16 protein-coding genes and 1 tRNA gene are annotated in these 16,701 nt (G+C 57.1%); 13 read left to right on the top strand and 4 right to left on the bottom strand.

Annotated elements, in window-relative coordinates; all coding sequences use genetic code 11:
- Positions 1 to 96: 96 nt before the first annotated feature.
- Entirely contained in the window at positions 97 to 2,187 is a 2,091-nt protein-coding gene (locus AC0V6N_RS10810; protein WP_486172474.1) for a RelA/SpoT family protein, read from the top strand.
- Between the two features lie 181 nt (positions 2,188 to 2,368).
- Positions 2,369 to 4,213: a methyl-accepting chemotaxis protein gene (locus tag AC0V6N_RS10805; RefSeq protein ID WP_486171561.1), complete on the top strand. Its 1,845-nt coding sequence runs from the start codon at positions 2,369 to 2,371 to the stop codon at positions 4,211 to 4,213.
- Between the two features lie 10 nt (positions 4,214 to 4,223).
- On the opposite strand, the gene AC0V6N_RS10800 is transcribed toward AC0V6N_RS10805, so the two are convergent.
- On the bottom strand, positions 4,224 to 4,541 hold the full coding sequence (locus AC0V6N_RS10800) for a DUF1905 domain-containing protein (protein ID WP_486171560.1): 318 nt from the start codon (positions 4,539 to 4,541) through the stop codon (positions 4,224 to 4,226).
- Positions 4,538 to 5,608 carry a peptidylprolyl isomerase gene (locus tag AC0V6N_RS10795; protein ID WP_486171559.1) on the bottom strand — a complete coding sequence of 357 codons (1,071 nt, stop codon included), beginning with the start codon at positions 5,606 to 5,608 and terminating at the stop codon, positions 4,538 to 4,540. Before AC0V6N_RS10795 ends, AC0V6N_RS10800 begins: the two co-directional genes overlap by 4 nt.
- A 116-nt stretch (positions 5,609 to 5,724) precedes the next feature.
- Here AC0V6N_RS10795 and AC0V6N_RS10790 point away from each other — a divergent pair.
- Positions 5,725 to 5,815: transfer RNA gene (locus AC0V6N_RS10790), tRNA-Ser, on the top strand.
- 214 nt (positions 5,816 to 6,029) lie between these two features.
- On the opposite strand, the gene AC0V6N_RS10785 is transcribed toward AC0V6N_RS10790, so the two are convergent.
- Positions 6,030 to 6,806: a DUF2189 domain-containing protein gene (locus AC0V6N_RS10785; protein WP_486172473.1), complete on the bottom strand. Its 777-nt coding sequence runs from the start codon at positions 6,804 to 6,806 to the stop codon at positions 6,030 to 6,032.
- Between the two features lie 37 nt (positions 6,807 to 6,843).
- Entirely contained in the window at positions 6,844 to 7,515 is a 672-nt protein-coding gene (locus AC0V6N_RS10780; RefSeq protein ID WP_486171558.1) for an OmpW/AlkL family protein, read from the bottom strand.
- Between the two features lie 44 nt (positions 7,516 to 7,559).
- Here AC0V6N_RS10780 and AC0V6N_RS10775 point away from each other — a divergent pair, with 44 nt between their 5' ends.
- From AC0V6N_RS10775 to AC0V6N_RS10730, 10 genes are all read left to right on the top strand, one after another.
- A complete protein-coding gene (locus AC0V6N_RS10775; RefSeq protein WP_486171557.1) occupies positions 7,560 to 8,393 on the top strand; it encodes a Crp/Fnr family transcriptional regulator in 834 nt (277 codons plus the stop codon).
- A 255-nt stretch (positions 8,394 to 8,648) separates the two neighbouring features.
- The gene (gene ccoN, locus AC0V6N_RS10770; RefSeq protein ID WP_486171556.1) at positions 8,649 to 10,316 is read left to right on the top strand and encodes a cytochrome-c oxidase, cbb3-type subunit I; all 1,668 of its coding nucleotides are present in this window, start codon (positions 8,649 to 8,651) and stop codon (positions 10,314 to 10,316) included.
- 13 nt (positions 10,317 to 10,329) lie between these two features.
- Complete coding sequence (gene ccoO, locus AC0V6N_RS10765) at positions 10,330 to 11,097, top strand: cytochrome-c oxidase, cbb3-type subunit II (RefSeq protein ID WP_486171555.1); 768 nt, start codon at positions 10,330 to 10,332, stop codon at positions 11,095 to 11,097.
- Positions 11,094 to 11,255: a cbb3-type cytochrome c oxidase subunit 3 gene (locus tag AC0V6N_RS10760; protein WP_486171554.1), complete on the top strand. Its 162-nt coding sequence runs from the start codon at positions 11,094 to 11,096 to the stop codon at positions 11,253 to 11,255. The genes ccoO and AC0V6N_RS10760 overlap by 4 nt, the downstream gene beginning before the upstream one ends.
- Complete coding sequence (gene ccoP / locus AC0V6N_RS10755) at positions 11,248 to 12,201, top strand: cytochrome-c oxidase, cbb3-type subunit III (protein ID WP_486172472.1); 954 nt, start codon at positions 11,248 to 11,250, stop codon at positions 12,199 to 12,201. Before AC0V6N_RS10760 ends, ccoP begins: the two co-directional genes overlap by 8 nt.
- Positions 12,188 to 13,711 (top strand): cytochrome c oxidase accessory protein CcoG, encoded by a 1,524-nt coding sequence (ccoG, locus tag AC0V6N_RS10750; protein ID WP_486171553.1) that lies wholly within the window; start codon positions 12,188 to 12,190, stop codon positions 13,709 to 13,711. The genes ccoP and ccoG overlap by 14 nt, the downstream gene beginning before the upstream one ends.
- Positions 13,711 to 14,184: a FixH family protein gene (locus AC0V6N_RS10745; RefSeq protein ID WP_486171552.1), complete on the top strand. Its 474-nt coding sequence runs from the start codon at positions 13,711 to 13,713 to the stop codon at positions 14,182 to 14,184. The genes ccoG and AC0V6N_RS10745 overlap by 1 nt, the downstream gene beginning before the upstream one ends.
- Entirely contained in the window at positions 14,181 to 16,316 is a 2,136-nt protein-coding gene (locus AC0V6N_RS10740) for a heavy metal translocating P-type ATPase (protein ID WP_486171551.1), read from the top strand. The genes AC0V6N_RS10745 and AC0V6N_RS10740 overlap by 4 nt, the downstream gene beginning before the upstream one ends.
- Positions 16,313 to 16,465, top strand: coding sequence for a cbb3-type cytochrome oxidase assembly protein CcoS (gene ccoS / locus AC0V6N_RS10735; RefSeq protein WP_486171550.1), 153 nt, complete (start codon positions 16,313 to 16,315; stop codon positions 16,463 to 16,465). Before AC0V6N_RS10740 ends, ccoS begins: the two co-directional genes overlap by 4 nt.
- Positions 16,462 to 16,695 (top strand): hypothetical protein, encoded by a 234-nt coding sequence (locus tag AC0V6N_RS10730; protein ID WP_486171549.1) that lies wholly within the window; start codon positions 16,462 to 16,464, stop codon positions 16,693 to 16,695. Before ccoS ends, AC0V6N_RS10730 begins: the two co-directional genes overlap by 4 nt.
- The last annotated feature ends 6 nt before the right edge of the window (positions 16,696 to 16,701 follow it).

The following is a 16,701-nucleotide window of genomic DNA, read 5'->3' as shown; positions in this document are numbered from 1 at the left end:
CGGGGCAGGGCGTTTGCCTCCGTTTGGAATCACGCCGAAATTAGTCTGAATTGAGCGCTTGCTCCAATGCGCGAAGCGGCACATATTCAGCGTGTTATGCTGCGCCAATATGAACTTGTTGAGAGGGTTAAGGATTATGACCCTGAGGCGGACGAAGCCGTGCTCAACCGTGCTTATGTTTACACGGTGCAAAAGCATGGCAGTCAAAAGCGGGCGAGCGGTGATCCCTATTTCTCGCACCCGATAGAAGTCGCAGGTCTGATGACAGATCTGCAGCTCGATCAAGAAACGATTATCACCGCGCTGCTTCACGACACGGTCGAAGACACGCTGGTCACGATTGAAGACATTGAGGCCAATTTCGGGGCTGAGGTCGCACGACTGGTTGATGGTGTGACCAAGCTTTCCAAGATCGAGGCGATGCCTGAGAATGAGCGTGCGGCGGAGAATTTGCGCAAATTTCTGCTCGCAATGTCTGAAGATATACGCGTGCTGCTGGTCAAACTGGCAGACCGATTGCACAATATGCGCACGTTGCATTTCATCTCGAAGCCGGAAAAGCGCCAGCGTATCGCGCGCGAAACCATGGATATCTACGCGCCGCTGGCAGAGCGGGTGGGCATGTATGAATATATGCGCGAGATGCAGGCCCTAGCTTTCAAAGAGCTGGAGCCTGAAGCCTACGCCACCATCACCAAACGGCTGGAGGAATTGCGCGGGCAAGATGGGGGGCAGGTCGATGCGATCGCGCTCAAAATTAAGCAAGCGCTGGCCGAAGCTGGTCTGAGCGTTGAAGTGACGGGGCGTGAAAAACACCCGTTTTCGATCTGGCAGAAAATGTCAGAGCGCCATGTCAGCTTTGAACAAGTCACTGACATCATGGCCTTCCGCGTGCTGACTGAAAGCGAAGCGGATTGTTACCGCGCGATGGGTATTTTGCACACGACGTGGCAGTTTCTGCCGGGCAAATTCAAAGACTATATTTCAACGCCTAAGAATAACGGCTATCGCTCTCTTCATACCTCGCTGATGTATGAAAATTCTATGCGCGTGGAGGTACAAATCCGCACGCGCGAAATGCACAGCCGTAACGAGTTTGGGCTGGCCGCGCACTGGGCTTATAAGCAGGCTGATAAGGCCGATGGCGAAGTCGCCTGGCTGCGCGATCTGATCGAGATTGTCGATGCGAGCCACGATGCAGAGGAACTGCTCGAACACACGCGCATGGCGATCTATCAGGATCGTATTTTTGCCTTTACTCCCAAAGGCGCCCTGTTCCAGCTGCCAAAGGGGTCGACCGCGGTCGATTTCGCCTTTGCGGTTCACACAGATCTGGGCCTTGCCTGCATCGGGGCCAAGATCAACGGACGTCACATGCCGCTGCGCACCCGGCTGAACAATGGCGATGTGGTCGAGATCATCAAAGGTGCAGGCGCTGAGCCTCAAATGGCATGGCTGGGTTTTGTCGTCACCGGCAAAGCGCGCGCCGCGATCCGCCGTGCGGTGCGGCTGAAGGAACGCGAGGAAATCGCTCAGATTGGCTCAAAGCTGTTCGACGAAATCGCGACCCGCGTGCCCGCGCGCATCGGAAAGAAAGCGATCCGCGCTGCTGTTGAACGGCTGGGCATGGAAGAACCTGACGACCTGATGTTCGCCATCGGCTCTGCCAAACTGACCGACCGCGAAGTGATGGAAGCGCTGGTTCCAGGCTCCACTGCAGAGTTTGAAGAGGATGAGGAATGGTCGCGGCATGAGCGTCAGATATCTATTCGCGGTCTGACCCCCGGTGTCGCCTTTGAACTAGCCGAATGCTGCCATCCGATCCCAGGTGATCGCATTGTCGGATTGCGCCGAAAGGGCAAGCGAGTGGCTGTGCATACGATTGACTGCCTGAAACTCGCCGATGGCGTCGATAGCGACTGGCTCGATCTCAATTGGGGCCGCCGTTCGCATGGTGCGGTCGGACGTTTGGCCGTGACCTTGTATGATCGCCCTGGTACTCTGGCGGAAATGGCCGGCATCTTTGCTCAGAACAAGATCAACGTCACCAGCCTGATCCAAACGCAGCTTGATCATCCGTTCACAACCTATGAGATTGATGCCGAAGTGCAGGATCTGGCGCATCTCACCCGCATTTTGAGCGCTCTGCGCGCGAGCGATGCGGTGGCGCAGGCCGACCGGATTTAGAGCGCAACCCCAACCATCACTAGGTAGGTTTACGGTCAGCGGTTTAGCCAGCCGCTTACTACGCCCCCCCTATGCCTGTGCGCGTGATGCAATGTGGTGGATGCGGGACAGGCCATGATTTTTAAAGACACGCCACGCACTGGCCAACACCTCTTGATGCGTCCTTGTGAAGAGGGTGTCTGTGTCTGATCTCGCTCACCTGACAAATACTCCCGAACTTGCAAAGCCTGATCGCAGCCAGGGCTTAGGCGTGTTTGACAGGGTCTTGAGCAAGCGATCCATTGTCGCAAAGTTGCGCATCGCAATCTTTGGCAACACGCTCATTCCATTAGTGATAGTGGCGCTGCTGCTGGGTTTGTTCGGCTATTTTGGCAAAGCAGGGTCTGACCATGCTGAGCGTGTTCGCGCAGAAGTAGCAGTAGGCCAGGCAGGCTTTGACCTGATCCGCGCCTCGCAAGCTCTAAGCGACATGCAAATGGGGGAGCAAGACGGCGCCGGCGAATTACGCAACGCATTGCGCGATGCGTCCGCTCAGTTGGAAGAGGCTTTAGATGCGGGGGACGGATATTACCCGCGCGCCTATATGCAGCGATTGCGGATGTTTTCAGAAGACGTCACAGAGATGCGCGAAGAGGCTTCTGGACAATCTGCGCAGCAAATGGTTGCCACAGCTGGTAAGACTGCGCGGCGGCTTGAAAATTGCTCCGCCAAGATTTCTGATCTGTTCAATGAAATGCACACCTATGCGCGCTCTGTCATAGACGCGCTGCTTGCGAGCATATTGAGCGCCTTTCTCGTCAGTCTAGTGCTTTCGGTCATTGCCTGCGCTGCCTCAATGATCATTGCGCGGGTCATAATCAACAATACGGCTCATGCGATGTCGGGCATCACCGGGTCCTTGAAACGTTTGGCCGATGGTGATCTTGAGGTTGAGATGCCGGGCCGATCCCGACAGGATGAAATCGGCGATATGGCCCGCGCCTTGGAGGTGCTGCGCAAAGCCTCGCTGGAACTACACCAGCTGAATTCCAAACGCGCAAAAGAAGCAGAGAGCCGCCTTGCTGAGGAGCGCATTCAGAGCGAAAGAATGCGCACTTTACGCAGTGAAAAGAGCCAGCTGCTCGAAGGGTTGGCAGACGGGTTTGAAGTGTCTGTCGGCCAGCTAATTACATCCGTTTCTGATGCGACGGAGAAACTGCAGGACACGTCGCGCCAGATGGTTGAACTCGCGCAAGGATCGAATGAGCAGACTGGCCGTGCCCGCGATGCCATGGATGGATCGACGACCAACGTAACCGCTGCTGCTGCGGCGACCGATGAGTTTGCGCTGTCGATTGGCGAAATCAGCCGTCAGGCATCCAGCTCGGCCGAACTGGCCCGCGCTGCCAGCGATCTGGTCTCCACTGCCAACACCAAGATGTCCGATCTATCAAAAGCCGCGCTGGAAGTGGGTGAGATTGTCGAGCTGATACAGACCATCGCTCAACGAACGAACCTGTTGGCGCTCAATGCCTCAATCGAGGCGGCGCGCGGCGGTGAGGCAGGACGTGGCTTTGCGGTGGTTGCGCGCGAGGTGAAGGAGTTGGCGATGCAGACCAGTGATGCGACCAACAGCGTCACGGACAAGATCAGCGCGATGCAAGGCTTTACCCAATCAAGCGCGGGTGATCTTGCCGACATTGTAAAGCGCATTGGCGAGCTTGAACAAACTGCCGTCATGATCGCGACCGCCGTTGATCAGCAATCTGTGTCGGCGAGTGAGCTTGCCCTGCACATCGACACTGCGGCGGCCAGCGCGGTTGATATCAACGCCAAGCTTGGCATGTTAAACGCAGCCAGCAGCGATACCGGTGCGGCTGCCTCTGACGTTGCAAGCGGGGCCGCCGCGCTCAGCCTTCACACCGAAGCCCTGCGTGCCAAAGCAAATGGGTTTGTGATGGATGTGCGCCGATCCGCGCGCGATCTCGATGCAGGTGATGGCTCGTTTGCCGACGAACAAGACTATGAAGTCCAGCGGGCGGGGTAGTCGATGCGCGTCAGAGCGGAGTGACCGAAACCCGCAACGTATCACCAGCGACGATGCTTTCGGCCTTCATCACCTTTTTGCTCACGAGCAATATCCATTCGGATTGCTTGTTCTGGGGAAAGACCGAAGTCTTCCAACACGTCTCACCGATTTGCGCGGTGACTTTCACAGAGCCAAAGCCGCCACGTTTGCCGAATTCGAGCTTATGCATGATGGCATGCGCGGCCAGCGATTGCGCATCATCACCAGTAAAACTCACGAGGTGATAGACAGCCTTCTCGCCCTGCCATCGGCGCAAGGGCACGGTGGCGGTGATTGTGTCGCTCACTCGGCTTCAACGGTGGTGATTGGCCGAATGGGCACAGGGATATTGCAGATATCCGCGCCGCCTGCGGGTACAATAAAGAAAGGGTCACGGCGATTGGCGCGTGCCTCAGCATAGCGGGCAAAAGTTTCGCCTTCGGTGGAGAGATATTCGAATTGCGGACTTTCGCTTGTTGGCAGGTCGCTGGCGATCCGGATCGACCGGATCGGCGTGCGCAGCCTCGCCTCATCCTCAGTGTAGAAGCCGAGTACACCTGAGCCGCGCGGCAGGGAGGAGAGATGCTCCATCCCGCTAATGATGCGGCCCACCAGCGCGATATTGCGATCAAGATGACGAGGCGCATGGCCGATCACCGTATAAAGCTCTGCGCCGGAGCCAGTGTCGGGTGAATAGGAACGCCCTACGCCGACCATGCCGTAGCAGTGGACGGGCCAGGCGGTCTTGAAGTCGTCCGCGAAGGCAACGGGCCAGCCCCTTAATAACAGGTGACGCCTTGAGTACGGATCAAGATGCCATCCCCGCATCGCCGCTGCATATGGATCATTCAATCGACCGACCGGTCGCAAGTAGTTGTTCTCTATCTTTGTATTGTTCAAGTCTTGGGCCGAGATAGCGTCCACGAGTTCACTATCGGTTGACGCGATGTATTCTTCGTTTCTCATCACCCGCAGCCCATCCGGCAGTGGCTTGCTTTCCAATTCACCACTCTCCGGATTATCATGCCCGGGATCGCCCCATTGGACGACGTAATTGTCTTGCACGCGGTTCACGCTGATCCCGTCATACCACTCAGCGCGGGCGAGGGTGCGGATGTTCTCCACCCAGCCTTGGCTGAATGGGGCGGGCATCAATTGGATGATGACTTGGCGCTCCTTGCCCGCAGCATCAGGGGCGAGCGTCATGACCAGCAAATCTTCCGCTGCAATCGCCATCCATTCATCATCAGCGGCGCTATCGACGATTTCATTGGGTGATGGCGCGACCTCGGGCTCATCGGGTGCCTCAGTTTGCGCGTGAGCGGGCAGGGTGAGCGCAAGAGCGCAGGCGGCAGTCAGAAGCAGTTTTTTCATGCAAGACAGTCTGCCACCCTCAAGCCGCTTGCGAAAGAGGTGGCTTGCGTCTATCCGCGCCCTTTCCCGGACCGGTCTGCACGCAATTTGCGATGTGGGAGCGGGCTAGGGAATGCGGAGACGTGGCCGAGTGGTCGAAGGCGCACGCCTGGAAAGTGTGTATACGGTAACCCCGTATCGTGGGTTCGAATCCCACCGTCTCCGCCATTTAGCTCTATAAAAAGCTCGTTTCTTCCAGTGCTAATTCTTTGGTTGGATTGCGGTGCTTGAGCAACGATAATGCCTAAGGCGTGAGCCGTAAGTCGACTTACAAAGGCGTCGGCGCCTTTCGCCAGCTATCCGATATCGGCCCAGGTTTTGCCTCTGCTCGTTGTGTTGGAACTAGAGTTTTAGCACGCACCCAAGCACATTTTCCTATGTGTCAAAGTGTGGTGATCGTTCTTCGGTACAGATGCCATGTCGCATGGCCAAGCACCGGGACCACCACCAATATGCCTAAAAAGGCCAATGCGAATGCTAAAGCCAAAAGGAGTGCGATGCATACGGCCCAAATGAGCAAGATCACGCTGTTATCGCGGACCGCCTTAAGGCTAGCGAAAATTGCGGTCAGGAAGTCGACTTTGCGATCAATCAGCATGGGTAGACTAATCACTGTCACAGCATAGAAGACAAGAGCGATCATACCGCCAAAAGCACTCCCAACTGCGAGCATCGCGAGGCCCATTGGCGTGATAAGGAAGTCAAGAGATTCCGATCCTGCTCCAGCCTCCACAAGGAAGATCGAGATAATGAGGTGAGCAATGATCACCCAAAATCCGAACCCCACAAACATAAGCACACCCATGCTCAATATCTGATCATGCCCACGACCCTTGATAGCGCCCAGAACGTCAGTCCAATCAACAGCAAGCCCGTATTCACGCCTCCGACTGACTTCGTAGAGGCCCACTGCCAGAAACGGAGCGAGCAAAGGAAAGCCTGCAACAGCGGGAATAAGCCATGATATCTCACCTAGTCCGAGTGTTGCGTAGGCAAGCGCCATGCCGGTAAGCGCGAAAAGCGCGCCGAAAAACAATCCATATTGCGGCATATCCAAGAAGTCGTTCCATCCAGCGGCCAAGGCCGCGCGAAGATCTGAAAATTGCAGATCATCCGCCACTCTGAATGGATCAGGAGAATCGTTCGCGGCATCTGTCATGTCATTCACTTGCCCTCCTGTGGAACATTCCGAGCGCCTAGAACCGATAGCTGACGCCTGCGCTCAAAACCCATGGATCGAGATTGTGTTCGTTTTCGATCACAAGTGTATCGCCCGCAAACCACCTTGCCGTCGTTCCGATGAAATAGCGTTTGGCGTCCAAGGAAACGCCAAAACCAGTATCTCCTAGGGGCACGTCCACGCCCGCTTGCAGGACGAGGCCGAACTCATCTGACAGCGTCGTCTTGGTCACGCCGAGTGGAATAACCGCTGCGCCGGGATCGACATCGAGCCAAATGAAATAGGCGACACCTGCGCCGAGATAGGGTTTCACACCGCCAGCGTCCAAATGCACTTTCGCAGTCACCGTAGCGGGCAAAAGCAATGCGTCTGAGACCAATTCAGTTCCCGGCGCAAAACCCGAAATCGCATCAACATCATGCTGTGTCGTGCCAGCGATCGTCTCGATCGAGAAATTCTCTGCGAAGAAATATTCGGCAGCCACGGTGGGCACATAATTGTCACTCGCAGCGGTGTCGGTACCAGCCGGCAGGCCGACCAAATCGACATTGACCTGATCTATTTCGCCATCGGGCAAAACGCCGGTCGCGAGCAGTTTAACTTGGACATCTCCGTTTTCGTCCTGTGCGGCAGCGGGAGAAGAAGCCAGCGCAATTGCGGCGCAAACTGAAGCGAGAAGATATTTCATAGTCCTTCTTTCCTAAGCAGCAGTGGCCACAGGATTGGCCCAGGATGTTTGCTGCTGATCGGGCGATAAACTCACTTGAGGCATGCAGCTTTGATCCAGATCAATGTGGCGCGCACAATTTTGGATCAAACCGCACTCATCCTGATCGCGCTGGGCTGATCAAACTAGGAATGAACGCGATGACCTTTCCCGACCTTTTTGATGAGTTCCGCAGGGCAATTTTGCCCGGGGGCGCTTCTGGTCCGACGCTTTCGAGCCTGAAAGCGGTAGCGCGTTATACGAGCGCGCGCGAAGGTGATGCTCCGTTCAAGGGTAATGGAGTTGATCAGATTGTCTTTGTCGCCAGCGGCAGCACCAAGTTGGTCGCCCATGTTTCGCAAGGTCGAGAGCAAATTGTTGCGTTTCACTTCAAGGGCGATCTGGTCTCTGTCCCGGCGACCGTGGCGCACGCATATTCATTGTGCGCGCTGGAGGATTGTGAATTGATCTTTTTCCCGGCCGAGGACTTCCTCCAGATCGCCAAGCAAGAGGCTCATCTAATCGTCAAGATTCTTGAGAGAACCCTGCGTTCGCTCACCAGAAGCCGCGAAAAAGCCGTAGCGCTTGGGCGCAAGACTGCGGGAGAGCGCTTGGCTAGTTTTCTGGTCATGATGGCCGAACGGATTGGCTGGTCCAGCGATGATATTGTGGAGCTTGACCTGATTATGTCGCGGCGTGACATCGGTGATAGCCTTGGCCTGACAGTTGAAACTGTGAGCCGTCAGCTGAGCGAGTTGCGCAATGCCGGCTTGGTTGAAACGAGCGGCCGTTCTCGCTTTCGTTTGCTGGACTTAGAGAGCCTGCACGCCCGCGCTGGTCACTTCAAAGCAGCCGCATAACTTATTTTTGAAAATTGATGCAGATCAATGCGTCTTGGCCATGTCCAGAATACGAGATGGCGATGCAGGCGGACACAGTGTGTGCCTGCGGGATGGGACAATACAGTAGCTTTTTTGGGATCTTGCCGGTGACGGGGCCGAATGTCGCGCATAGCGGCAACGTGCCTCACCCGATTTTTGCGCCAGTTTGATCTGCATCAAATACTGCACTTTCCTGACCTCTTAACCCGGTCAGGAACAAAGGGGATCGACGCTATGGAAGCTGTGGTAGGCCGGTTAGGCCTTTATGCAATCGCATTAATGGCAGTGATTGCTGCCATTGCTGGGGCGCAAGATACAGGTTTTGCCGTCCATATGGGCATTATCGGTGTGGTTCTTGCCGTAATGATTGTTGTGACAATGGGGGCGTTCGATCCGCTTGCCAAAGCGCAGAGCATTTTCAAGATGCCCCCAGGCCAATCGCGCTATGACGATGATGTTGTCCGCTGGGGCGTAATCGCCACGATGTTTTGGGGCCTTGCGGGGCTGCTGGCGGGACTTTTCATTGCGCTGCAATTGGCGTTCCCGATTTTGAATGTTGAGCCTTTCTTGACCTTTGGCCGCGTCCGCCCGCTGCATACATCCGCGGTAATCTTTGCGTTTGGTGGCAACGCGCTGCTTGCGACGAGTTTTTACGTGGTGCAGCGCACATGCCGCACTACTTTGGCGCTGCCTGGGCTCGCGCGCTTTGTATTCTGGGGTTACCAGCTTTTCATCGTGCTGGCGGCGACCGGCTATCTGCTGGGCGTGACCCAATCCAAGGAATATGCCGAACCGGAATGGTATGTTGATCTATGGCTGACCATTGTTTGGGTCGCTTATCTAGCCGTCTTCGTGGCCACTCTGCTGCGCCGGAACGAACCGCATATCTATGTCGCCAACTGGTTCTATCTGGCGTTCATCATCACGGTTGCGATGCTGCATGTGGTCAATAATCTCGCGATGCCGGTGAGCTTCCTGGGGTCACAGAGCTACAGTGCGTTTGCCGGTGTGCAAGATGCGCTGACGCAGTGGTGGTACGGTCACAACGCGGTCGGCTTTTTCCTCACCGCGGGCTTCCTTGCGATGATGTATTACTTCGTGCCCAAGCAGGCCAATCGCCCGGTCTATTCGTACCGGCTGTCGATCATCCACTTCTGGTCACTGATCTTCCTCTACATCTGGGCAGGTCCGCACCACTTGCACTACACCGCGCTGCCCGATTGGGCGCAAACTTTGGGCATGGTCTTTTCCATCATGCTGTGGATGCCTAGCTGGGGCGGGATGATCAACGGGCTGATGACGCTCAATGGCGCTTGGGACAAAGTCCGCACCGATCCGATTATTCGCATGATGGTTATGGCGCTCGCCTTTTACGGGATGAGCACATTTGAAGGCCCGATGCTGTCGATCAAGGCGGTGAACAGCCTGTCGCACTACACCGACTGGACCATCGGCCACGTCCATTCAGGCGCGCTGGGATGGAACGGAATGATCACCTTTGCCTGTGTCTATTTCCTCGTGCCAAAGCTCTGGAAGAAGGATCGGCTCTATTCACTAAGGATGATCAACTGGCACTTCTGGCTCGCGACGCTGGGCATCGTATTTTACGCCGCCAGCATGTGGGTCGCCGGGATCACTCAAGGCCTGATGTGGCGCGAATATGGCTCTGACGGGTTCCTGGTGAACAGCTTTGTTGACACCGTTGCTGCGCTGCATCCGATGTATCTCATGCGCGCCTTTGGCGGGCTGCTCTACCTCGCTGGGGCAATCATCATGGCTTACAATATCTGGATGACAATCGCCGGATACCGCCGCGAAGAAGCGCCGATGGGTGACATGTCTTACGACGAAGCCGCCGATCGACCGATCACCGCGCGCCCTCAAGCTGAACCTGCTGAATAAGGAGCCTATGAAGATGAGCACCAACTCACCACAAACCGGCGCCTTTGAGGGGCACAAGGCAATAGAGAAAAACGTCACGCTGCTCGCGGCGGGTACGCTTATCGTCGTTGCAATTGGCGGGATCGTCGAAATCGCTCCGCTGTTCTGGATCGACAACACGATCGAAGAAGTCGAAGGGATGCGACCTTACACTCCGCTCGAACAGGCTGGGCGCGATATCTATATCCGCGAGGGTTGCTACACCTGCCACAGCCAGATGATCAGACCGTTCCGCGATGAAGTTGAGCGATATGGCCATTACTCGCTTGCAGCTGAGAGCATGTATGATCATCCATTCCAATGGGGATCAAAACGCACTGGGCCAGACCTTGCACGGGTCGGCGGCCGCTACTCAGACATTTGGCATGTCCAACACTTGAAGGACCCGCAAAGCATGGTGCCGCAAAGCATTATGCCAAGCTATTCCTTCCTCGCTGACACAACGCTGAAAATTCCTGATGCATCAGCCAAACTGACGGCTCTCAGCCGTGTCGGCGTACCGTATTCTGACATTGACATCGAAATGGCAGAAAACGATCTTTTCGCTCAGGCCAATCCGGAACTTGATCCCGGCGACCTCGAAGAGCGCTATCCCAAAGCGCAAATCCGAGATTACGATGGTGATCCCACGCGCGTGACAGAAATGGATGCGCTGGTCGCTTATCTTCAAATGCTCGGCACCTTGGTCGATGTCAACAAAGCTGCAGCTCAAACGGATCTGGCAGAGGAGCTTGGCCGATGAGCTTCTACGAAACGCTGCGTCACCTTGCCGACAGTTACGGTCTGGTGGTGATCTTCGCGCTCTACCTAGGGCTGTGCAGTTGGAGCTTTCTGCCGCGCTCCAAAGCTGGAGTAGAGGAAGCCAAGCACTCGATTTTCAAGGACGATCATGATGGTTGATAAAAATCGTGTTGATGAACCCACTGGCACAGAATTTGTCGGCCACGAATGGGATGGTATTGAGGAGCTCAATACACCGCTTCCCCGCTGGTGGCTCTGGACGTTTTACGCAACGATTGCCTGGAGCGCGGTCTATGTCGTGCTGTATCCTGCATGGCCTCTGGTGGAAAAGGCGACCGAAGGAACGCTAGGCTGGTCCTCTCGCGGCGAATTGGCTCGCGACATGGAGGCGGCAGAGGCAGCGCGCGCAGAGACTTTTGCTCTCATCGCGGCAACCGATGCAAAGGATTTGCAGGCATCGCCTGAACTGATGGGCCAAGCCATCGCCGGGGGCTCAGCGGCGTTCAAGCAGCATTGTATCCAGTGCCATGGTGCAGGCGCAGCGGGGTATGAGCAATATGGCTACCCTAACCTCAATGATGATGATTGGATTTGGGGCGGTGAAATCAGCGAGATTGAGTACACCCTAACCCACGGCATCCGCTGGGAGGGGTCGGACGAGACTCGCATCACCTACATGCCTGCCTTTGAAGGTATCTTCGACCGTGCTCAGGTTGATGCCTTGGTTGGTCATGTTCTTTCACTGAGCGGTGATGGGACCAGCAATGCGGCTGGCGCAGATCTTTACGCCACTAACTGCGCGGCGTGCCACCAACCGTCGGGCGAAGGCGACCACGCACAGGGTGCACCTGCGCTCAATGATGCGATCTGGCTTTATGGGAAAAGCGAGGCGAACATTCGCCAGCAGATACTGGCTCCGCGCCATGGCGTGATGCCCGGTTGGAGCGACAAGCTCGATCCGGTAACGATCCGCATGCTAGCAGCCTATGTCCACTCACGCGGTGGCGGTGAAGAGAGCGTTTCACAAGTGCCGGTGGCAGAAGCAGAAGCGCAAGAGGTGGCTCAGACCGATGTATCAGGAGCGGAGGGCGATGGCCGCCTCTGACCAACTCAAACAGCCCAATCCATGGACCAAGGCTCTGGATAAAACAGGGATTACGCGTGGTGGCCAATCCGGCGGACCTGCGGGTGATGGACCGCTCTACGAAAAGCGCAAGAGCGTCCATAACAAGCGGATTGATGGTCCGTTTCGCCGGTTCAAATGGCTGGTTATGGTGGTCACGCTAGCGATCTATTATGTGACGCCGTGGCTGCGTTGGGATCGTGGCCCCTATGCCCCCGATCAAGCAGTATTGATCGATCTTGCGAACCGCCGGTTCTACATGTTCGATATCGAGATCTGGCCGCACGAATTCTACTTTGTTGCAGGCCTGCTGATTATGGCGGGCATCGGTCTGTTCCTTGTGACGAGCGCGGTTGGGCGCGCTTGGTGCGGCTATGCCTGTCCGCAAACTGTGTGGACCGATCTCTTCCAGCATGTCGACCGGTTTATCGACGGGGACCGCAATGCACGCATGCGTCTGGATAAGGCCCAGTGGGGACCGTCAAAGATTGCCCGGCGAGGCGGCAAATGGGGCATTTATCTTCTTATAGGCCTCGTCACAGGCGGGGCCTGGATCTTGTACTTTGCCGATGCGCCCACTTTGTTCGCCGAGTTCTTTTCCGGCACCGCCTCGCCTGTCGCATATATGACTGTCGCCGTGCTTACCGGGACTACGTTCTGGCTGGGCGGTTTTATGCGCGAGCAGGTGTGCATCTATATGTGCCCATGGCCGCGTATCCAGGCTGCTATGCTCGATGAGCAATCCTTGATCGTCACCTATAAAGATTGGCGCGGGGAGCAGCGCGGTAGCCTCAAGAAAGCGCAAAAAGAGCCTGAGAAATACGGCGATTGCATCGATTGCCGTGAATGTGTTGCGGTGTGCCCGACCGGTATCGATATTCGCGAAGGGCAACAGGTCGGCTGCATCACCTGCGCGCTGTGTATCGATGCCTGCGATCGCGTGATGAAGGATATCGGGCGTCCGCGCGGCCTCATCGATTACGCGACGCTGGATCAATGCGAGGCAGAAGTGGCGGGTGCGCCAGCGACCCCGGCTTGGAAAGCGCTGCTACGGCCGCGCACCTTTATCTATTTCGGTATTTGGGGCGCGATTGGTGCCGCGATGCTGTTTGCGCTTGGCACCCGCTCGCACACGGATCTGACCGTTTCTCAGGACCGTAACCCTGCCTTTATGCTCTTGAAAGATGGATCAGTCCGTAACGCCTACACCTTGCGCCTCCGCAATATGGAGGGACGTCCGCGCGATATGGAAATCGCATTGGCAGGTCTGCCTGACGGCGCCGTCTTGTGGACCGACCGGATCGGCAGTGATGCGGCTGCCCCTGCGCAGACCATCGCCGTTCCAGCGGACGAAACCCGCGTTGTTCGCGCTTACGTCACCGTGCCCGCAGGCAGCGCAGCGGATCAATTCAGCTTCGAGCTGACATCTCTGGATGAGCAGCGCGAAAAAGACACCGTACCCACCACATTCGCCATGCCAGGAGGCAATTGATGAGCGCGAAGCACACCAGAACCCAGTTCACCGGTCGTCATATGGCCATGATCCTTGTCGTTGGATTTGGGATTGTGGCAGCGGTCAATTTCACCATGGCGAGCTTTGCCACGGGCGGTTTCCATGGCGTGGTGGTCAAAAACTCCTACGTCGCCAGCCAACAATTCAACACCTGGCTGGAAGAGGCCGAAGCGGACCGTGCGTTGGGGTGGAAAGTCGATGCAAGACGCAATGCAGACGGGCATGTTGACCTCACCACCAATGGGGTGCCTGAGGGCGCGACCATCACCGCTGAACTACGCCGCCCCATCGGGGTACGCGACCATGCCACTTTGGCGTTTGAACCTATGGGCGAACGCGCGAGGGGCGATGCCTACCGCTCAACCGATCCTGTGGCCGAAGGGCGATGGACCATTCGCATCACAATCGAGGCTGCGGACGAGACTTGGTCGAGCGAAGCGGAGCTTAAATGAACACGCTGGCCGCCACCCCCACAAGCGCTGACGAGGCAAAAAGCACGACGCGCTTTACCGTGCCGGGCATGCGCTGTGCGGGATGCATCGCCAAGCTCGAACGCGAGCTGCCTAAGGTTGCCGGTGTCAATACAGCGCGCGTCAACTTTTCGGCCAAACGCGTGGCGATTGAGCATGATGCGGGATTGCATGAAGGGGATCTCACCGAAGCGCTCTTAAACTTAGGTTTTGAGGCGCAACAGGTTGAAGACAACCCGCTTGGCCAAGAGGCGGGCGAACGCAAGAGGTTGATGCGCGCTTTGGGCGTTGCGGGCTTTGGCATGATGAATGTCATGCTGCTTTCCGTGAGCATATGGTCAGGGGCCGAGGGTGCGACCCGCGATCTGTTCCATTGGCTTTCTGCTCTCATCGCGATGCCCGTCATCGCCTATGCCGGGCGGCCGTTCTTTGCATCGGCGTGGATGGCGATCAAACATGGCCGCACGAACATGGACGTGCCCATTTCCATCGGCGTCGTTCTGGCCACTGCATTAAGCCTTTACGAGACCATCACCGGCGGCCCGCACGCCTATTTCGAAAGCGCGGTGATGCTGCTGTTCTTCCTGCTTGTGGGCCGCGCACTTGATGCAGAGATGCGCACACGCACGCGGGCGGAAATCGGCGCTTTACTCGGGCGGATGGGCAAATCAGCCAGTGTGATCGGACCCGATGGCACCGCGCGCCGGGTGCCTGCCAGTGAACTGGAACCTGGAATGCTGGTCTTGGTGGCTGCTGGCGAGGCTCTGGCCGCCGATGGCGAGGTTGAGCACGGCGCAAGCTCAATCGACAACTCGATGCTAACCGGGGAAAGCGCGCCCGAGCGGATTGGCGTAGGATCTGAGATTCACGCAGGCGCAATCAACATCGCAGCGCCCATCCAAATTCGATTGACCCGAACTGCCGATGATACCGCCATCGCCGAAATCGCGCGATTGATGGATGAAGCGGGCCAATCGCGCAGCCAATATGTCCGCATCGCGGACCGTGCCTCGCGGCTGTATGCCCCCGTGGTTCACGCACTCGCCGCATTGGCTTTTGTCGGATGGATGATTGCTGGGGCTGGATGGCACCAATCGCTGGTCATTGCCATCGCCGTGCTCATCATCACTTGCCCTTGCGCCATGGGCCTTGCGGTGCCCACCGCTCAGGTTGTGGCCTCAGGCGCACTTCTGAAACGCGGCCTGCTGGTGAAGGATGGCAGCGCCCTGGAACGCCTAGCAGAAGTGGACGTGGCGTTGTTCGATAAGACCGGCACGTTGACCTTGGGGGAACCACGTGCCGACATCGCAGCACTTGATGAAGAGACGCGCAGCGTGGCCCTGGCGCTTGCCCAATCGAGCAGACACCCCTTGAGCAAGGGGCTTGCGCTCACCCTGCGCGATGCGGGCGTTGCCCCCGCGAACCTCTCCGACATCACGGAGCATAGCGGGCAAGGCATTCGAGGGCATTGGAACGGGGTAAAAGTCGCGCTCGAGCGGCCTGACGATGTGGGCGAAGCGCTCGCCACGGCGCTATTGATTGGCGATGATAGGCACGTCTTGCGTTTCACCGATCCCATGCGCAGCGATTGCGCGCCAACGCTTTCACATCTGGCCAAGCGCGGCGTTGATGCGAGCATATTATCAGGGGACCGCAATGCGCCGGTCCAGCGCGTGGCCAACCAGCTCTCGATCCCCTTCGCGGCCGAGGCGTCTCCGCAAGACAAACTCTCGGCTTTGAATGCCCTGAAAGATGCCGGGGGGCGGTCACTCATGGTGGGCGATGGTCTCAATGATGGTCCCGCTCTGGCCGCCGCTCACGCGTCGATTGCGCCGGGCACCGCCAGCGATGCGAGCCAACAGGCGGCAGATGCGGTCTTTATAGGCGAGAAATTGTTTCCCGTTGCCCTTGCAATTCAAGTCGCCCGGCGGACGATGGTGATCGTGCGCCAGAATTTCGGCTTTGCGATCGGTTACAATGTGCTTGCAGTGCCATTGGCCCTGTTTGGCTACGTCACGCCGCTAGTTGCAGCCATCGCGATGTCGATCAGCTCGCTGGTCGTAGTCGCCAATTCCCTTCGACTAGCCCGCAGCGCGAACGGAGATGCGCGATGACCAATCTTGCTTTTCTGATCCCCATAGCGCTCTTGATGGGGGCCGCAGGTTTAGCCGCGTTTTTCTGGGCCATGCGTTCTGGGCAATACGAGGATATGGACGGCGCGGCGGCGCGCATTTTGATCGACGAAGAGGATGCGGAACAATGAACGCCAGTATCATCATCACACTCGCGGCGATCATTCCAATGGCGACCGGCCCATTGCCCATGCCTGATGAACAACGCACCCTCACCATGGACCTGTGCAATGGCGGGCAAATCGTCATTCCGCTGGGTGATGAGGATGAAAAGCCCGAGCGCGATTGTCATCAGCAGGCCTGCCATGCGGGCACATGCCGCGAAAAGGCAAAACCCACGGGGAGACTGCCGGACAATTGAACGCAA

This window comes from Erythrobacter sp. S57(2025), from assembly GCF_057365055.1.
This window is presented reverse-complemented; position numbering and strand designations above follow the sequence as displayed.